The following is a 14,943-nucleotide window of genomic DNA, read 5'->3' on the forward strand; positions in this document are numbered from 1 at the left end:
CCCCTGTGCCTTTTGAAAGTTCCGGTCGCGGTTGATGGGCTATCTGCCATTAGAAAGAAGGTGAAAGCATGAACGATCCAATCGTAGAGCAAATTGAACGGACAGGTTACCCAGTTGATTTGCAGGAAGTCACAGAAGATCATCCGGTTGAAGATATGTTTGGAGATGAAATTATGGATAACGACATTTACTTCATATTTAAAAATGGCGATGTCGTTTTAGCAGAAAATCTTGGTCATTACGCCATTCAGAATCTCGGCGCAGAAGAACTGGAAGCATGAAAAAGACTCCTGTTAGAGCAGGAGTCGACTGTTTAAAAAATATCTTATGAATATTGTACTGCACAATCAAAACTGAATCAAGGGAGTGAAGAATTTGGCAAAAAACATGAACGCCATTTCAACTATCGATTTATCCCGGCATGACTGGCTTATGGAGAGACGGAACGGCATTGGCGGCAGTGATTGTGCTGCCATTGCTGGCGTCAACAAGTACAGTTCACCGATGAAAGTGTACCTTGAAAAAACGAATCAAATTGAATCAGAAGAAATCTTTACTGTGAATGAACAAGGCGGATTTGAAGAAGGCAGTGAAGCAGCCTATTTTGGTGTACTAAATGAAGATCTTGTCGCACAGGAATTTTCCCGCCGTACCGGATTGAAAGTACGCCGGCGAAACGCCATCTTAAAACATCCGGAATACGATTTCATCTATGCCAATGTGGACCGGCTGATTGCCGGCAAAAAAGAAGGGCTTGAATGCAAAACAGCTTCTGAATTTCTGAAAGGTGAATGGGAGGGCGACGAGATCCCGGCTTCTTATCTGCTCCAGTGCCAGCATTACATGGCTGTCACCGGTTATGAAGCGTGGTGGATTGCCGTACTGGTCGGCGGAAACAAATTCATTCATAAGCGCATCGAGCGTGATGAAGAGCTGATCGACTATCTCATTAACATCGAAAAAGAGTTTTGGGAAAATCACGTTTTACCGAATAATCCGCCGGCATTCGATGGTTCCGTTGCATCTACTGACTTACTAAAAGCGATGTATCCAGAGCATGAGCCGGACAGCACGATTGAATTAACGTCCGACCTGCAGGTGTACATCGATTCCTATAAAGCGCTGGAAGCGGAAAAGAAAGAACTCGAGCTGAAAATGACCGAGTGCCAGAACGTCCTCAAAGGGGCCATGCAGGAAAATGAAACAGCTTTTATCGGCGAACAAAAGATTACCTGGAAAGCCCAGGTTTCAAACCGAATAGATTCTGCGAGGCTCAAGAAAGAGCAGCCGGATATTTACGAAGCATATGTCAAACCAAGTACTTCGCGTCCTTTCAAAATTAAATAACTGGAGGTTTTACCGTGGCGACAAATAACACGATCAAAAACGAGCTGGCAAAGAAACAGCAGAATGCACCAGCGAAACAAGTATCGCCAGAACAGTCACTGAACGGCTTATTAAAAAGAATGGGGCCCGAAATTCAGCGGGCTCTTCCAAAACACATGGATGCCGACCGGATGGCACGTATTGCATTAACGGCTGTCCGGACCACACCGAAGCTTTTGGAATGCGATCAGATGTCATTCCTTGCGGCGATCATGCAATCAGCTCAGCTGGGTGTTGAGCCGAATACCGGTCTTGGCCAGGCGTACTTAATTCCGTATGGCAAGCAGGTGCAGTTTCAGCTTTCATATAAAGGGCTCATCGATCTAGCCGTTCGAAGCGGTCAGTATAAAGCCATTTATGCCCATGAGGTGTATCCAAACGATGAATTAACCTTTGAGTATGGTTTGTATAAGGATTTAAAACACGTGCCGGCAAGCATCCCGGAAGGCGAACCAATTGGATATTATGCGGTGTACCACTTACAGAATGGCGGCTTTGATTTCGTCTACTGGACACGAGAACGTATTGATCAGCACGCCAAGAAGTTTAGCCAGGCAGTACAAAAAGGATGGACAAGCCCTTGGAAAACAAACTATGACGCAATGGCCAAGAAAACCGTTTTGAAAGAAGTGCTGAAATATGCACCAAAATCGATCGAGTTTCAAAAGACCGTTGAAGCTGACTCTACTATTAAAAAAGAAATCGCGCCGGACATGAGCGAAGTAATCGACATGCAGCATGAGCTGATTGATCTGCCGGAGGAAACAACGCCAGCAGAACCGGAGCCGAAAAAAGAAACGAAAAAGCCATCCGCAAATGATATCGATTTTGAAACGATCGACGTTTCAGACGACGACCTGCCGTTCAAGTGATGAACCATGAACAGCCTTTCTCACGATGATAAGGTGATGCAGGCAATAGAAGCAGCCAGAAAAAGAGAAAAGCCCTTACCATTTGAAATGGACATTCCATCATTCATTCGGCAGCAATCTAAAAGCAATGATGAGTATATCAGATGGGTGAGGGGCTACTTCAAGTCTTCTCATCCGCACTTAACACTGGTGCGGATTGAAAAGAAACTCGGTGTACTGGTCAAGAAAGAGAGGTGACTTAAATGAACTATCAGGAGAACGTGGACGCATTCTATGATCAGCTCGAACTAAACCCGTTATCTTCATCGGCTGTTGCTTTATGGCACGCCTTGCTGCACATAAACAAGAAAGCCGCATGGATAACATCCTTTACGGTAGCTGCATCGGTGTTATGCGTCAAAAGCGGATTGACAGACAGTTCGTTTAAACGGGCACGAAATGAGTTGAAACAAACAGGTTACATTGCTTTTCAATCCAGAAAAGGAAATCAGTCAGCAACCTATCAAATGTTAATTGCAGTCCAATATGGACCGCAAAGTGAACCGAAAACGCATTTGTCGTCCAATATGGACCACAAAGCGACCTGCAATGTGGACCACAAAGTGAACCACAGTCCGGACCACAAAGCGGACCCATTATATAGACAGATAGAAAGACAGAATGACGGACCGACAGATTCGCCTGCAACCTTTAAAGACATCATGGATTCATGGCGTGAAGTACTCCGTTTTGAAATGAAACAGAATCACATTGAAATGGTCAGTTCCTACCTTGACCAAGATGGCATGACCGAGTCACTCATTCTGGAAGGCATTGAACGGGTGAAAATGGCAGATGATCCAAACATGAGATACCTGTGGACCATTCTTACAAACTGGGCGAAGGCAGGAGTCAAAACCATTCCTGATCTTGTTGAATACGAGAAAGGGAGAGCAGATCAGCGTCCGCCCTCGACAAACGTGAAGCAATTCCCACAGAAAAAGCAGGAAGAAACCATTTCGGAACGGTTTGCCCGATTGAAACGGGAAGGCCGCATCCCATCAGGAGGATGAATAACTTATGGAAATTGAGCAGGTTGAACAAATTTTGAACACCATTAATGCTGCTTATTCTCGCTTTGAGGTAACGGATGACCGGCTGATGCTGTGGAGCGAAATGCTTCTGGATATGGACTATGACAAAGTAAATGCCCGTCTTAAACAACATATCAAGGCAAACAAATTCCCGCCGTCTGTTGCGGAAATCTCGGTTTTTGAAACACCAAAGAATGAGCATCTGGAGAAAGTAAAGCAATGGGAACGTGAAGGGGCTGAACGGATTGCAAGGGAACGAAACCAACCAAAACCACCTAATCCATTCAAGTGAGCCGCACCAGGCGGCTGAGATTGAAAACACCGTTCTTGGCTCTTTTTTCTTGGAGCCGGATCTGGCTTATGAAACAAGCCTGACGATTGAGCATTTTACCAGGTCAGCCAACCGGTGCATTTATGAAGCTATCCACAAGCTGGCTGAGAAAAACGTTCCTATTGACGTAATGACGGTGACGCAGCAGCTGGTAGATGACAAGCAGATTGAAAACATCGGTGGCGTATCATATTTGTCTGACCTTGCAGGATCGGTACCGACAACAGCTAACTTCCCGTACTACCAAGCGATGCTGATCGATATGTACAAGCAGCGACTTATTAGCAGGGCGGCGTCAGATTATTTGGCAAATCCGTCCGATGAAACGGCTGAAAAGATGTACAGCACCTTTATTGAAGCGCAGGAAATGGGACAGAAGCAAGGTCAAACGAATCTGGAAGTGCTCGGTGAAATCTTTGATGAAATTTACGAGGATGCCGGGGAAATGACAGGCATCTCAAGCGGGCTGAGCGAAGTGGACCGCATGACAGGCGGATGGCAAAACAGTGACTTGATTATTATTGCTGGCCGGCCATCGATGGGAAAAACAGCTTACTCTCTCAGCCTGGTGCAAGCCTGCTGTGAACAAAACGGAGTGGCAGATATTTTCTCGCTGGAGATGCCGAAAAAACAGCTGATCAAGCGGTTCCTATCCAGTATTGGAAATATTGAAGGGTCCAAATGGCGGAACTCTTTCAATATGTTTACGGATCAAGACAAGAACAAAGCCCGGCACGCCATGAACGAATTTAATAAGTGGACCATCAACATCCACGACAATTCCCGGCAGACGGTGGCAGATATCCGGGCAGCTGTCCGTAAGACAAAGCGGGAGCATCCAGATAAAAAGCATGTCGTCATCATTGATTACTTGCAGCTGATCACGCCCATCGGCAAGTTTGAGCGCCATGACTTGGCAATTGGCCATATCACAAGAGAGCTCAAGCAGATGGCGCGTCAGTTCGACGTTCCAGTGATGCTGCTTAGCCAACTTAGCCGTGCAGTAGAACAGCGGCAGGACAAGCGTCCAATGATGTCTGACTTGCGTGATTCTGGCAGCATTGAGCAGGATGCAGACGTAATCACGTTCTTGTACCGCGACGACTATTACAACAAGGAATCCGAAGCAAAAAACTTGGTGGAGATTATTTTTGCCAAGCAGCGGAACGGTCCGATCGGTACGGCTGAAGTGGCATTTATTAAAGAATATTCAAGGTTTGTGAATATTGAAAGGAGATGGGGCGATGAGTCCGCGTGAGGTTTATGAAATGTTGAAGGAGCACCATGAGAAAACTGGCCGGGTGATGACCGGAGAAGAAATGAAATCAGCTGCAGGGAAGACAGCGCCGGAATCATTAGTCAGAGGCATCCGGACATTCAACCGGTACTTGGACAAAAAAAGGAGCGGTGCAGCATGAAACGATCAGATGTTTATCAATTGCTGAAAAATCATTATGAGAACACCGGCAAAGTCATGAGCACGGTTGAATTACTCGTTGAATTACTCGTCGCTTTCGGAAAAACAGATCCAGCAGAGGTTATGGCTGGCCGCCGGATGTTTGACATCTATTTATCAAATCAAGGGAGGAAAACGGCGTGACACCAATCGCAGGCTATGAAAAATTATCCGATGCTGAACGCCGGCTGTTTATCAAGGCGCATCAAAAGCATTTGTCATCGTTAAAAAGCAATGAGCGTGACCAGTACGGGCTTGGAAACGTTATTGAAGTGAAATCTAATCCACAGCAAGCGGCTATCGATGTTCGATTCCTTAACGGAGAACAGCGGCAATTTACAGCCAAAGGAACTTGGTACTAAAAAACATAGTTAACAATATGCAAAATTCAATAAAAAACAAAGCAAAGAGGTGATTAAGTGATTCAATTCACTGTTTATGGTGAGCCGGTTGCTCAGGGTCGGCCAAGGGCTTCAACCTTTCACGGCAAAGTCCAAATGTATGACCCACAAAAATCAAAGGATTTTAAAAAGTATGTGCAGCTAGTTGCCTCTCAACATCGCCCAGCTCAGCTTTTGGAAGGTCCATTGAAGTTAACGGTCCGGGTATTTAAACCGACACTGAAAAGCTTCAGCAAAAAGAAAGCAGCTGCAGCAGAAGAAGGCACGCTCCGGCCGACAACAAAGCCTGACGTTGATAACTACGTAAAAGGCGTGAAGGATGCGCTAAAACAGGTTATTTGGGTGGATGACAGCCAGGTAGTTGATCTAAGTGTTTCCAAGTTTTATAGTGCTACACCGCGCGTTGAAGTCACGGTTGAAACAATGGAGCTCCAACAAATCCAATTATCCATTTGAGGAGGAAAAATAGTATGGCATACATCGAATTTAAAGCAACAGTTAAAAAGGTGAATTTGAAACCAAAAAACGTGAAAGAAATCGTGCTTGAAGTAAACGGAAACGGCTTGAACGGCAAACTTGATAAATTGTCTGAAATGATCGATCAGAACGTTGAAATTTCCCTTGAGTCACTTTTGGTCCTGTTTAATGTCGAGGTAGACCTTTCAACCAATCAGCCAATCAAGCGTTATAAGGTGGATGAAAAAGGAGTGGTCTCAGAATTGAAGGAGGAAAATAAACAAATCGAGGCGGATCTTGGCCTGCCGATCATTGATCGCACAAAAGAAGAGGAAAAAGAAATTGAACGCGAGCATGTGGATCAGTTTATTTTGGAAGGTTTGGCTCCTGAACAAGAAGGCTTCCCGAAAAACTTTGCTAATTATGTGAAGCGTCGTTTAGAAGGAGAATCGTATTCCAAAATGGCCACAGAGCTTGAAATTAGTTCTGGCCAGATCATCGATATGATGGACGAATATCGTTCGAAAATCGCACCGCTTGCACAGGCTTGGTGGGATTGGAAAGAAAACAGTCTAGAAGATGACAAAGAAGGCGACGATGTTAAGCCAGCTGCAGAAGGTAATGAAGCACCTGGACAAATGGAAGAAGAACAAGCTGAAGCTGAGCAAGGTGCACAGGAAGAAAATGATGAGCAGGACGGAGCTGCGTAAATCGGTTGCTGTGTATTTGAAGAGAAGCTCGATTCACACATTTGTATCGAGCTTTTCTTCTTAATAAAATATTAACTCACTAACTTATACAGACCAGGTTTGATCCGCTGAAAATCATTGTAAACACTGCCATGGTGATTAGGTGAATTCGTACAACATCTTGAGCTAATATGAGTGCTGATTGTGCTTACTTTATATGCCGTATTGTTGTTAAGCATATATTGAACTACCTCTTTAATTGTAAATTCATTTTTACCCTTTTGGTTAATAATTATTTTTACTGTATTAACAACTTCTTCTCTACAACTACCAAATTTCATTAAAATCACCTCATCAAATATAGTGATTTAAAAATAACAGATAAACGAAAAACTGGATAGTAATTGAAGATTGTGAGTAGTGTATATGTTTATAGTTGAGAACGAGTATTCCCGCTGCGATATATAGAAAGGAATTTATAAAAAACCAAATAAAAGGGGTGGCAGTCTTGTTGAGAGCGGGAGAGGAGAGAAAAGGAAGCGGTGAAATCAAAATAAAAAAGCGCTATAAGCGCCTTAATATTGTTTACCTTTTCGTTCGGGATTTTGATTATTCTTTTGCGGGGCTGTATATTCCGATTTCGACAACAACGTCGGCTTTCTTGATATGAATATTAATGAACCAATAAAGCCAACCATTAAAAGCAGTGATAAGATCCATCCGAAAAGTTCAATTGGTGACATATTGAGAAAACCCCCTTATTATTGAAATCTTTGAATAGATAGTATACCCGATGTGAAGAAAATTAAATGTTACTTTGTTAATTTATGTAACACAAAAAAGTGTAATTAAAGGGGTGGCAGCCATGTTAAGGATAGGAGATTGGAGAAAAGTCAAAATCGGCGGATGCCTCGAGGCAATTGGATATGTGAGCAACATTATGCAGCACGGTTTTCATGGCGAAGAGGTTGAGCTGACAAAGGTTGTCTACCTGATCGGGGGAGATCCGCAGCTGAAACAACCGACTCGGGGAATTTACTCCCCTTTGCAGCTGGAACCAGCTGATGTGGAGATGGACAAGCTGCAGGATACATCGGCTTTGATTGATTTGGCGCTTATTACAAAAGACAAGCAGTGGTTTGAAGAATTGACGGGAGGAAAACGAAAATGGCATACCGTGGAGCAGTAATTGAGCAGCAGTGGACGCCAGAAGAAGTCCAAGCCTATTGTATCGAAAAGTTTGAATCGAAACGGCCGGTTTATCTGCGGAAAGTGAAGCCAGAAGCAAAGGTAAAGCGCACAGTCAATTCAAATGGGAATCTCAGCAAAGCTCAATACATGCGGTTCGTGGAAAAAGGATTGAGTGATGAACACATTTTAGCGAAGTATCAGGATTTGACGCCGGAATGTTTGGAAATGGCGAAGAAGCGGTGGGGGATTGCATAAAAAAGCAGCCAGGCATGAGGACCTGACTGAAAAAATGGTTTCGAAATCTCAGGAGTTGGAATTTGGGTTGTAACAGTACCAGTATGAACCATCAGAGAAAAGTTTATGCAAAAAAGCCGAGAAAAAGTCCCCGGCTCTTAAAATATTGCTCGCAACTTTATTTTAACAGACTGGGGGCTTCTCTACTATGAAAGATATCACAATTGATCCTTCCACAATGAAGCTGGAATTGGATATAATGGAAATACCACGTACGTGCGTTTTGGTGGTCTGTGACGGGAAAGTCAAGATCAGAGAGCTGCCTCCGCATGGGGAATACAAAATTGTTACGCACCAGGGTAAAGTGAAGCGGATGAGACGGGAAGAAGGGGAAGAGTTTTGATTAAGAAAATGCTTGATATTGATATGGATTTCTTCTTAGATGATATACCATACTTTATAACAGGAAATGAAAGATTAAATGAAGAATACTATACTCCTTGGAATGAAAAAGAATTTAGAGATTTTTTAGAGAACAAGTGTAAACTTAGTAAAGTCCAAAAAATTCCAGGTAGAATAATTACCCATCATGACCAAGCATTTGATTTTTGGAAAGAACTTATAGGTAATGGTAGAATGCATCTGCCTTTTGAAGTAACACATATTGATTCACATTCGGATCTAGGATTGGGTGATGGTTCATGGTTTCATTTAGCAACAGATTTCTTGCACTATCCAATCAATGAACGCATTAATTTCCTGCCCAGAGAAAAAGTTATGTTGTCTAACTATCTAGCTTATACAATTGCATGCGGCTGGATTAGTAAAGTGAATTTTGTCCATCAAAACGATTGGGATTTTAATGACTTTGTATCTATATTATTACAAGAATTTAACGATGAAAGTTATAATTTTGAATTTAAAGCCTTTGAAAAGGGATTAGATGCTGGAAAACTCGTAGAAGAGTATCGAGAACTGGCTCCTGTTAAAACTGACTCATTAGTACCATATGAAATCTTTCGAAAAGATGATTTTTCTGCAGATGAAAAATTTGATGCATTGGTTTTTTGCCAATCACCTCAATATACACCGGCTTCTTCAGACTATATGTTAGGCATTATAAAAGAATATATTATTGAAATCTAGGTTCTCTCAGCCATCTGAAGGACACTGAACAGACACGAAAACTCGTGCGCTGTTTGGTGTCCTTTTTTATTTGCCAAAAAAAGGAGCGGAACAGATGAAAACGATGAAAGAGCAGCTGCAGCAATGGCTGAAGGTAAATGGAAAGCCCGACTTCATAGCAATAAAGCCAAAAGCGGAAAAACCACCGCAGAGAAAGCAAGAAACACTCACTGACCGTGAATGGAAAGAGCCCATGGGAATAGGGCGGGACAGGTTTAAACGCCACCGTGGATCTATCAGACGGAAATAAGGAGAGGGCAAATATGCAGACACTCATTTATGAATATAAACAATCGTTGCGTGAATTAAGAAAAATGAGGCAAGCCCTCGAAGAAAAAACAGTGTTAAGCGCAGAAGATGAGCGTGACAAAAAAATCATCGGCGGCATGATCAGTGAAATGGAGTTTACCATTCAGTGGCTGGTCTCCGGCCGGAATCCTGGCCAGCTGAAAGGAGCCGAACGGACCGGTGTGTACGCTACCGTTGACCCGAAGATACTCGAGGCCATTGTGCCGAACCAGGAACAGATGGAAGAACGCGTGATAACCAAAGAAGAGAAAGCAATGCTGGAAGAAATGCTTTCTCCTCTTACTAAGAGAGAAAGAGATGTCTTTACGCTGATTAGGGCAGAAGGGCATTCGCACGACAAGACGGCTGTACTGCTTGGCATCACAAAAAGTTCCGTTCAAACGTTTCTGAACAGGGCAGAGAAAAAGATCCAAGCAAGAAAAGAAGGAAAGCCTGTGACGAAAGCAGAGGCAAAGAAACAGGAACGAACTCAGAAGCTGTCCCTAGTCTTAAAAGAACATCCACAAGCTAACCAGAAAACATTAGCAGAACTGACGGGCATTCCTCTAAATTCGATCCGTCCGCTGCTTCAGTCTTTACGCAAAGAAAACCATTCTGCCTGATCTGCCGCACCGCATCCTTAGGGATTACTCCCAATTCAGAAATGAAAGGGAGGCAGCTTTTCAGCTCATTTATTTATAGGAGGAAGCGTATGGAGACCTCAGCCAAGGATATTGACTTTAAGAAGGTCCAAAACATTATAAAAGAAGAATTAAAGCAGTTTGTCGCCTTGAAAGTATGGGTGGAAAACCAGAAAGAAGTGATACAGGCAGAGGCAGATGGTCCTCTTTTTCCGATCCTGAGCAAAACAGAGAAACAGAACGAACGGAAGTATAAGCAGATCCAGCGTACACTCGATTTTGCGCTGGATGACATAGAAAGAGAGATTATCACTCAGAAGTATTTGGATCCTTCAAGACCGACAGACCTGTTTATTTATCTGGAATTAGGGATGAAAAAAGAAGCCTATTATAAGAAAAAGAAATCAGCCATTTACTCCATGGCCAAAGCGTTAAGCATTATCTAGCAAAAAAGCAAGGTCCATTGTTTATATAAAAGCCCAAGAGAAAAAAGGCTGTAACGTTACAGGGGCTTTGCTAAAGTCTACGCTCGAAAAATTACTTCATCTAATGTCCGGAAGCTGTTTCACTTGTAACGTTAAAAAACTGTAACGAAACAGCCGCTCGAATAATTCTTTCATCTAATGTCCGAGCAGTTGTATCGCCTGTAACGTTAAAACTTGGCGTTACAGTACTCTGATGAAAAAAGCTTCATCTTATAGCCACTCTGGCAATTTAGCTGTAACACGAAAACTTACCGTTACAGTCTCCAATGATTGAACAGAGTAACCACACGAGAGGAGAAGGAACAGAATGGTTATCATGAGCATGCATCAAACTGAAAGAGGAGATTATTGTTTTCAGGCATATGGAGTATCCCTAGTGTATGACCAGCAGCAGGAAACCGTCTTTTGCTATATGGACTCGGAAACCCAACAAGAGATCACCCATCAGTTTCCTGAGAAGCCAACGCTAGAAGAGTTTGACTGGTTTGCCCGAAAGTATATAGCAAGTTTGTCATTTTCCTATAGTTGAAGCATATATTTAAAAGATTGTAAGGTTTCATCATTTGAAAGACTTTTAGAGGAGAGGATAATGTGAATAAAAAATATGACTGGGATCAGGTTGAACAATTTTTTATGACTGCAGAAGGGTCGGGGAGGATCTCTTTAAAAGAGGTGGGTGAGCGGTTTAACATTCCTTATCAAACCGTCAGGAGACATGCATCTACCCACGATTGGCATAGTAAACGATATAGAGCCTGGATCAAGCGGGAACATGGAATGGAGTTTGAGGATCATTTAAAGGCTGTGTACCAGGAAGCAATGGACCGTGGTTAAATGCTACAACCTGCACATTTCGCACACCCTAAAAAGAGAGTTCGGCAGTTTCAGCAGCCTTAAAAGGAGCTTCTCCCTTTTGAGCACCAGTAAAAGCAACAAACCCGACAAATGCGACACCCTAAAAAGGGAGAGTCATTGAAACGCGACACTTGATGGAAAATGATGGTCAAAACGGCGGAAACCTTAATGCTACTGTTTCTGGCATTTAAATAATGTATGTTTTGGCAGTATGTTCATTCATCATTTTGAATCATTACACAACGAAAAACTGTATAGTTGCTTATTTTTATACACAAATGTCATGCTGTGCTTATTGTATTAACGGAGCAGTTTAGTTTAATAACAATAAATAAAAATTTCCTAATGCAACATAAATGCATGATCTGCCCCCCGTCAAGTAGACACTCGTAAAAAGCTACATAGCCTTTTCACGATATTCAACTGGAGAAAGGTTATGTAGTTTCTTTTGATATGTTTACTGCTCCATTAATTTGGATAAGAGTTCTTCTATTTTTCAGCTTCATCTTAATCCGTTGTTTATTAACAAGGAAATCTCATTCGTTTTACCAAAACAATGGATAAATGAAGATAACAATTAAGGGTATAACTGAAATTACCAAGATGGCTAACTTGCTTTTGATTTTTTGACTTACAATAAAAGCAAAAGATCCTATTATTGTGGAAACAAAGGCTACAGGAAAAAACCATAACTCTGTAAAAAGTTCTACAATCCCCCCACTTGTCACACCTAAAACAAGGAAAATTAAATATTTTTTCAATGAGGTGTACCCTTTTTTGTCCATCAAAAAGAAACAAGCAAAAGCTATTAAACCAAATAGATAACCAAAAACTGTAGCATAGAGAGAAAAAAAATAAAATTGATCACTATCAAAATTGTGATAACTGGCTTCTACAAGAAAGCTTAGTGAGATGACAGCTGCTATAATAGCAGCTGCAGATCCTTTCAGATAACGAAGTATATAATTAAGCATAATCCACTTCCTATGTTATTTACTAATATTTCTTTATGAAGTTAATGCAAAATAAATGGCAAGGCCTGCAAGTGCACTAATAAAATATAGTATAGAGTAAGCCTTTTTGGTTAAAATCTTTTGGCTCCTGCGAAGATAACTAGTAATTAAGAATATACCAAGAACCATAATTAAAGGGTTTAGATAGTTAAGGAGTGTAATATTCCATTTTATGTGGCTTGCATGGTAAGCAAAAAGAACGAGAATCATATAGGTGAAAAATGTAAAAATAACTTCCTTCATTACTTGACGATTCAAATAAATCTTCCTTTCTCATAAATGCTAATTATATCAAATCAGATTGGAATAAATATTGGTACTAAATACCAATTTCGATCTACCTCCCGTCAAGTAGACACTCGTAAATAACTACATAGCCTTCACACGATATTCAACAGGGGAAAGGTTATGTAGTTTCTTTTGACACCTTGAGGTGTTATAGAATTCGATGTATTTATGTATGGCTTGTTCAATTTCAAAAATATTATTAAACGTTAGGAGATAAAAGCACTCAGCCTTTAAATGTCCAAAAAAGCTTTCAATACAAGCATTGTCCAGACAATTTCCTTTTCTAGACATACTTGCTTTCATGCCATAGGTCTTCAGCGCATGGTGATAGGCCCGGGATGTATATTGCACGCCTTGATCACTATGCAGAAGAATGTCCTTTACAGGGCGCTTTTTACAGGCTGCGTCAAGCGTATCAAGTACCAATTGGAGATTATTTACCCGGCTTGTCTTGTAGGAGACAACTTCATTATTATACAAATCATAAATAACAGATAAATAAAGGCGTTGTTTATTGAAAGGAAGGATGGTTACATCCGTTACCCATTTTTCATTCGGCCGGGCAGTTTGAAACCCTCGATTTAAGTAGTTTTTTGACACGACACAGACTTCTCTCTTACCATGAAATATGCGTTTTTTACGAATTCTGGCTTGAATGCCGAGCCCCTTCATCAGTCTATAAATTCTTTTATGGTTTATGGGCTTCTTCATTGTTTTACGTAACCAGACCGTCATTCTTCGGTAACCAAATATACCTCGATACTGAGAAAAGACCTCCATGATCTTTTCTTGTAGAGACTGGTCTTCGACCTGTTTTTTTGAAGGGGTCTGTCTGTTTTTAATCCACTTATAGTATCCACTTCTTGAAACTTCTGCAATCTCACAAAGCAAGGTAATAGGAAACCGATGAGACATCTCATAGATTACTTGGTATTCAAGGTATTTGGCTCTTCTTATCGCCCCTTCCTGGCTTCTAACAGCTTTTTTAAATATTCGACTTCTGCGTCTAAGCGTCTAATCTTTTCTTGATCCGAAGGATTTTGAGGTTTCCTTCCAGCTAAAGCGCTTCGCTTCTCTTTTAAGCCATCAATTCCTTCTTCTTTATAAGCTTTTACCCATCTCATCACCTGAGTCGCGTGCACATTAAACTGCTCAGCCACTGGCCGATACCCTCCCAGTTCTCCCGAAATATACAGTTCGACTGCCTGCAGTTTAAGCTCTACAGAGTATGTTTGTTTTTTCGCCATTTAAAATCCCCCTTGAGTAAACAGTAGCGTTGCTTTTCTACACTGTCCACTTAAGGGGGAGCATATCATAGAATTTTGTTATATTGGAAACGCCCCGGATTTTTAGAATACGGGGCTTTTTTTCGATTGCCCATACTTTCAACTAATTTATTTAGTAAACGTTTATGGTTATTTTTTGATCAAAAAAATATCTTGAATTCGAAATAAATTGATGGTAAGATCATTTGTGAATTATCTTGAATTCGAGATAATTAGAAATATAAGCCCTTATTAAATAACTATTTAGGAGGTTTAACTAATGTTAAACAATAAAGGAATTGGTGCTTTGATTTTACGGATTACGCTAGGGGTTATTTTCTTGGCTCATGGAACGGCGAAGTTTCAAGGTGGTATAGAAAATACCGTCGGCTGGTTTGAAAGTATTGGGCTGCCTGGTTTTATGGCCTATGCTGTGGCTGTGATTGAAGTAGTAGGAGGCATTGCGCTAATTGTTGGTTTGGGTACAAGAATTGTTTCGGCTTTGTTTGCTCTCTTATTAATCGGCGCTATTATCAAAGTAAAATTTGCAGCTGGATTTTTAAATGGATACGCGTATGATCTTGTTTTGCTTTCACTATCTGTTTCTCTTTTTGTAGAAGGAAGCAAGCTGTACTCTATCGGAAACCTTCTTTTCAATCAAGACAAAGAAACCAACCGTTATTCAAAATCAGCTTAAATATGTCGATTTCTAGGGTTTTAAATCGAAATTTAAGAATAAGAACCGTTTATATGGGTAAAGGTACTATTGGATTTTATCCGGACCTGTGACGGAGTTTTGCTATGAAGAGATAAGAAGGTGCAGGTGATCTAGTA

General features: G+C 41.4%; 27 protein-coding genes. 22 read left to right on the plus strand and 5 right to left on the minus strand.

The annotated features are described in order from the left end of the window. Positions 1–68: 68 nt before the first annotated feature. The 12 genes from VQ00_RS04335 (at position 69) to VQ00_RS04385 (ending at position 6,685) form a co-directional block, all read left to right on the plus strand. Positions 69–281 (plus strand): YqaI family protein, encoded by a 213-nt coding sequence (locus tag VQ00_RS04335; protein ID WP_046178829.1) that lies wholly within the window; start codon positions 69–71, stop codon positions 279–281. Between the two features lie 106 nt (positions 282–387). Next, positions 388–1,347: a YqaJ viral recombinase family nuclease gene (locus VQ00_RS04340; RefSeq protein ID WP_046178957.1), complete on the plus strand. Its 960-nt coding sequence runs from the start codon at positions 388–390 to the stop codon at positions 1,345–1,347. A gap of 14 nt (positions 1,348–1,361) precedes the next feature. Then, on the plus strand, positions 1,362–2,258 hold the full coding sequence (locus tag VQ00_RS04345) for a recombinase RecT (RefSeq protein ID WP_046178830.1): 897 nt from the start codon (positions 1,362–1,364) through the stop codon (positions 2,256–2,258). A 6-nt stretch (positions 2,259–2,264) separates the two neighbouring features. After that, a complete protein-coding gene (locus VQ00_RS04350; RefSeq protein ID WP_046178831.1) occupies positions 2,265–2,495 on the plus strand; it encodes a hypothetical protein in 231 nt (76 codons plus the stop codon). 5 nt (positions 2,496–2,500) lie between these two features. Then, positions 2,501–3,310, plus strand: coding sequence for a DnaD domain-containing protein (locus VQ00_RS17650; RefSeq protein ID WP_052728319.1), 810 nt, complete (start codon positions 2,501–2,503; stop codon positions 3,308–3,310). Between the two features lie 7 nt (positions 3,311–3,317). Further along, positions 3,318–3,623 (plus strand): replicative helicase loader/inhibitor, encoded by a 306-nt coding sequence (locus VQ00_RS04360; RefSeq protein ID WP_046178832.1) that lies wholly within the window; start codon positions 3,318–3,320, stop codon positions 3,621–3,623. Then, positions 3,577–4,920 carry a replicative DNA helicase gene (dnaB, locus tag VQ00_RS04365; protein WP_245618010.1) on the plus strand — a complete coding sequence of 448 codons (1,344 nt, stop codon included), beginning with the start codon at positions 3,577–3,579 and terminating at the stop codon, positions 4,918–4,920. The genes VQ00_RS04360 and dnaB overlap by 47 nt, the downstream gene beginning before the upstream one ends. Beyond that, positions 4,907–5,080, plus strand: a complete 174-nt coding sequence (locus tag VQ00_RS18415) for a hypothetical protein (protein WP_156153956.1) — start codon at positions 4,907–4,909, stop codon at positions 5,078–5,080. The genes dnaB and VQ00_RS18415 overlap by 14 nt, the downstream gene beginning before the upstream one ends. After that, the gene (locus tag VQ00_RS04370) at positions 5,077–5,262 is read left to right on the plus strand and encodes a hypothetical protein (RefSeq protein ID WP_046178833.1); all 186 of its coding nucleotides are present in this window, start codon (positions 5,077–5,079) and stop codon (positions 5,260–5,262) included. Before VQ00_RS18415 ends, VQ00_RS04370 begins: the two co-directional genes overlap by 4 nt. Continuing rightward, positions 5,259–5,480 (plus strand): hypothetical protein, encoded by a 222-nt coding sequence (locus VQ00_RS04375; RefSeq protein WP_046178834.1) that lies wholly within the window; start codon positions 5,259–5,261, stop codon positions 5,478–5,480. The genes VQ00_RS04370 and VQ00_RS04375 overlap by 4 nt, the downstream gene beginning before the upstream one ends. 57 nt (positions 5,481–5,537) lie before the next feature. Next, on the plus strand, positions 5,538–5,975 hold the full coding sequence (locus VQ00_RS04380) for a RusA family crossover junction endodeoxyribonuclease (RefSeq protein WP_046178835.1): 438 nt from the start codon (positions 5,538–5,540) through the stop codon (positions 5,973–5,975). A gap of 14 nt (positions 5,976–5,989) precedes the next feature. After that, a complete protein-coding gene (locus tag VQ00_RS04385) occupies positions 5,990–6,685 on the plus strand; it encodes a hypothetical protein (protein ID WP_046178836.1) in 696 nt (231 codons plus the stop codon). Positions 6,686–6,756: 71 nt separating this feature from the next. Here VQ00_RS04385 and VQ00_RS18780 read toward each other — a convergent pair whose 3' ends face one another. Both VQ00_RS18780 and VQ00_RS18785 read right to left on the minus strand, forming a co-directional pair. Continuing rightward, positions 6,757–7,005 carry a DUF7669 domain-containing protein gene (locus VQ00_RS18780; protein WP_046178837.1) on the minus strand — a complete coding sequence of 83 codons (249 nt, stop codon included), beginning with the start codon at positions 7,003–7,005 and terminating at the stop codon, positions 6,757–6,759. A gap of 234 nt (positions 7,006–7,239) precedes the next feature. After that, positions 7,240–7,407 carry a hypothetical protein gene (locus VQ00_RS18785; RefSeq protein WP_172645533.1) on the minus strand — a complete coding sequence of 56 codons (168 nt, stop codon included), beginning with the start codon at positions 7,405–7,407 and terminating at the stop codon, positions 7,240–7,242. 122 nt (positions 7,408–7,529) lie between these two features. Between VQ00_RS18785 and VQ00_RS04395 the strand changes: the two genes are divergently transcribed. The 9 genes from VQ00_RS04395 (at position 7,530) to VQ00_RS04435 (ending at position 11,522) form a co-directional block, all read left to right on the plus strand. Further along, positions 7,530–7,853 (plus strand): IDEAL domain-containing protein, encoded by a 324-nt coding sequence (locus tag VQ00_RS04395; RefSeq protein WP_046178838.1) that lies wholly within the window; start codon positions 7,530–7,532, stop codon positions 7,851–7,853. Then, positions 7,832–8,110, plus strand: coding sequence for a hypothetical protein (locus tag VQ00_RS04400; protein ID WP_046178839.1), 279 nt, complete (start codon positions 7,832–7,834; stop codon positions 8,108–8,110). Before VQ00_RS04395 ends, VQ00_RS04400 begins: the two co-directional genes overlap by 22 nt. Before the next feature lie 187 nt (positions 8,111–8,297). Continuing rightward, the gene (locus VQ00_RS04405; RefSeq protein ID WP_046178840.1) at positions 8,298–8,492 is read left to right on the plus strand and encodes an XtrA/YqaO family protein; all 195 of its coding nucleotides are present in this window, start codon (positions 8,298–8,300) and stop codon (positions 8,490–8,492) included. After that, positions 8,489–9,235, plus strand: coding sequence for a UPF0489 family protein (locus VQ00_RS04410; RefSeq protein ID WP_052728321.1), 747 nt, complete (start codon positions 8,489–8,491; stop codon positions 9,233–9,235). Before VQ00_RS04405 ends, VQ00_RS04410 begins: the two co-directional genes overlap by 4 nt. 94 nt (positions 9,236–9,329) lie before the next feature. Then, a complete protein-coding gene (locus VQ00_RS04415) occupies positions 9,330–9,524 on the plus strand; it encodes a hypothetical protein (RefSeq protein WP_046178841.1) in 195 nt (64 codons plus the stop codon). 13 nt (positions 9,525–9,537) lie between these two features. Continuing rightward, positions 9,538–10,185 carry a sigma factor-like helix-turn-helix DNA-binding protein gene (locus tag VQ00_RS04420; protein ID WP_046178842.1) on the plus strand — a complete coding sequence of 216 codons (648 nt, stop codon included), beginning with the start codon at positions 9,538–9,540 and terminating at the stop codon, positions 10,183–10,185. A gap of 89 nt (positions 10,186–10,274) precedes the next feature. Then, a complete protein-coding gene (locus VQ00_RS04425; RefSeq protein WP_046178843.1) occupies positions 10,275–10,649 on the plus strand; it encodes an ArpU family phage packaging/lysis transcriptional regulator in 375 nt (124 codons plus the stop codon). A 346-nt stretch (positions 10,650–10,995) separates the two neighbouring features. Continuing rightward, positions 10,996–11,217, plus strand: a complete 222-nt coding sequence (locus tag VQ00_RS04430; RefSeq protein WP_046178844.1) for a hypothetical protein — start codon at positions 10,996–10,998, stop codon at positions 11,215–11,217. 62 nt (positions 11,218–11,279) lie between these two features. Next, positions 11,280–11,522, plus strand: a complete 243-nt coding sequence (locus tag VQ00_RS04435) for a hypothetical protein (RefSeq protein WP_046178845.1) — start codon at positions 11,280–11,282, stop codon at positions 11,520–11,522. Between the two features lie 566 nt (positions 11,523–12,088). Here the strand turns inward: VQ00_RS04435 and VQ00_RS04440 are convergent. From VQ00_RS04440 to VQ00_RS04455, 3 genes are all read right to left on the minus strand, one after another. Next, positions 12,089–12,517 (minus strand): hypothetical protein, encoded by a 429-nt coding sequence (locus VQ00_RS04440; RefSeq protein WP_046178846.1) that lies wholly within the window; start codon positions 12,515–12,517, stop codon positions 12,089–12,091. A 408-nt stretch (positions 12,518–12,925) separates the two neighbouring features. After that, complete coding sequence (locus tag VQ00_RS04450) at positions 12,926–13,837, minus strand: IS3 family transposase (RefSeq protein ID WP_156153957.1); 912 nt, start codon at positions 13,835–13,837, stop codon at positions 12,926–12,928. Continuing rightward, positions 13,798–14,091 carry a helix-turn-helix domain-containing protein gene (locus VQ00_RS04455; protein ID WP_046178849.1) on the minus strand — a complete coding sequence of 98 codons (294 nt, stop codon included), beginning with the start codon at positions 14,089–14,091 and terminating at the stop codon, positions 13,798–13,800. Before VQ00_RS04455 ends, VQ00_RS04450 begins: the two co-directional genes overlap by 40 nt. Positions 14,092–14,389: 298 nt before the next feature. Here VQ00_RS04455 and VQ00_RS04460 point away from each other — a divergent pair, with 298 nt between their 5' ends. Continuing rightward, positions 14,390–14,806, plus strand: coding sequence for a DoxX family protein (locus VQ00_RS04460; protein WP_046178850.1), 417 nt, complete (start codon positions 14,390–14,392; stop codon positions 14,804–14,806). Positions 14,807–14,943: the final 137 nt, after the last annotated feature.

Source organism: Domibacillus tundrae, from assembly GCF_000970675.1.
GTDB classification, from domain to species: Bacteria; Bacillota; Bacilli; order Bacillales; family Domibacillaceae; genus Domibacillus; species Domibacillus tundrae.

Coding starts and splice junctions, on each gene's coding strand:
- VQ00_RS04335 (WP_046178829.1), top strand. CDS start 69: ATGAACGATCCAATCGTAGAGCAAATTGAACGGACAGGTTACCCAGTT.
- VQ00_RS04340 (WP_046178957.1), top strand. CDS start 388: ATGAACGCCATTTCAACTATCGATTTATCCCGGCATGACTGGCTTATG.
- VQ00_RS04350 (WP_046178831.1), top strand. CDS start 2,265: ATGAACAGCCTTTCTCACGATGATAAGGTGATGCAGGCAATAGAAGCA.
- VQ00_RS17650 (WP_052728319.1), top strand. CDS start 2,501: ATGAACTATCAGGAGAACGTGGACGCATTCTATGATCAGCTCGAACTA.
- VQ00_RS04360 (WP_046178832.1), top strand. CDS start 3,318: ATGGAAATTGAGCAGGTTGAACAAATTTTGAACACCATTAATGCTGCT.
- VQ00_RS18415 (WP_156153956.1), top strand. CDS start 4,907: ATGAGTCCGCGTGAGGTTTATGAAATGTTGAAGGAGCACCATGAGAAA.
- VQ00_RS04370 (WP_046178833.1), top strand. CDS start 5,077: ATGAAACGATCAGATGTTTATCAATTGCTGAAAAATCATTATGAGAAC.
- VQ00_RS04385 (WP_046178836.1), top strand. CDS start 5,990: ATGGCATACATCGAATTTAAAGCAACAGTTAAAAAGGTGAATTTGAAA.
- VQ00_RS18780 (WP_046178837.1), bottom strand. CDS start 7,005: ATGAAATTTGGTAGTTGTAGAGAAGAAGTTGTTAATACAGTAAAAATA.
- VQ00_RS18785 (WP_172645533.1), bottom strand. CDS start 7,407: ATGTCACCAATTGAACTTTTCGGATGGATCTTATCACTGCTTTTAATG.
- VQ00_RS04395 (WP_046178838.1), top strand. CDS start 7,530: ATGTTAAGGATAGGAGATTGGAGAAAAGTCAAAATCGGCGGATGCCTC.
- VQ00_RS04400 (WP_046178839.1), top strand. CDS start 7,832: ATGGCATACCGTGGAGCAGTAATTGAGCAGCAGTGGACGCCAGAAGAA.
- VQ00_RS04405 (WP_046178840.1), top strand. CDS start 8,298: ATGAAAGATATCACAATTGATCCTTCCACAATGAAGCTGGAATTGGAT.
- VQ00_RS04415 (WP_046178841.1), top strand. CDS start 9,330: ATGAAAACGATGAAAGAGCAGCTGCAGCAATGGCTGAAGGTAAATGGA.
- VQ00_RS04420 (WP_046178842.1), top strand. CDS start 9,538: ATGCAGACACTCATTTATGAATATAAACAATCGTTGCGTGAATTAAGA.
- VQ00_RS04425 (WP_046178843.1), top strand. CDS start 10,275: ATGGAGACCTCAGCCAAGGATATTGACTTTAAGAAGGTCCAAAACATT.
- VQ00_RS04430 (WP_046178844.1), top strand. CDS start 10,996: ATGGTTATCATGAGCATGCATCAAACTGAAAGAGGAGATTATTGTTTT.
- VQ00_RS04440 (WP_046178846.1), bottom strand. CDS start 12,517: ATGCTTAATTATATACTTCGTTATCTGAAAGGATCTGCAGCTGCTATT.
- VQ00_RS04455 (WP_046178849.1), bottom strand. CDS start 14,091: ATGGCGAAAAAACAAACATACTCTGTAGAGCTTAAACTGCAGGCAGTC.
- VQ00_RS04460 (WP_046178850.1), top strand. CDS start 14,390: ATGTTAAACAATAAAGGAATTGGTGCTTTGATTTTACGGATTACGCTA.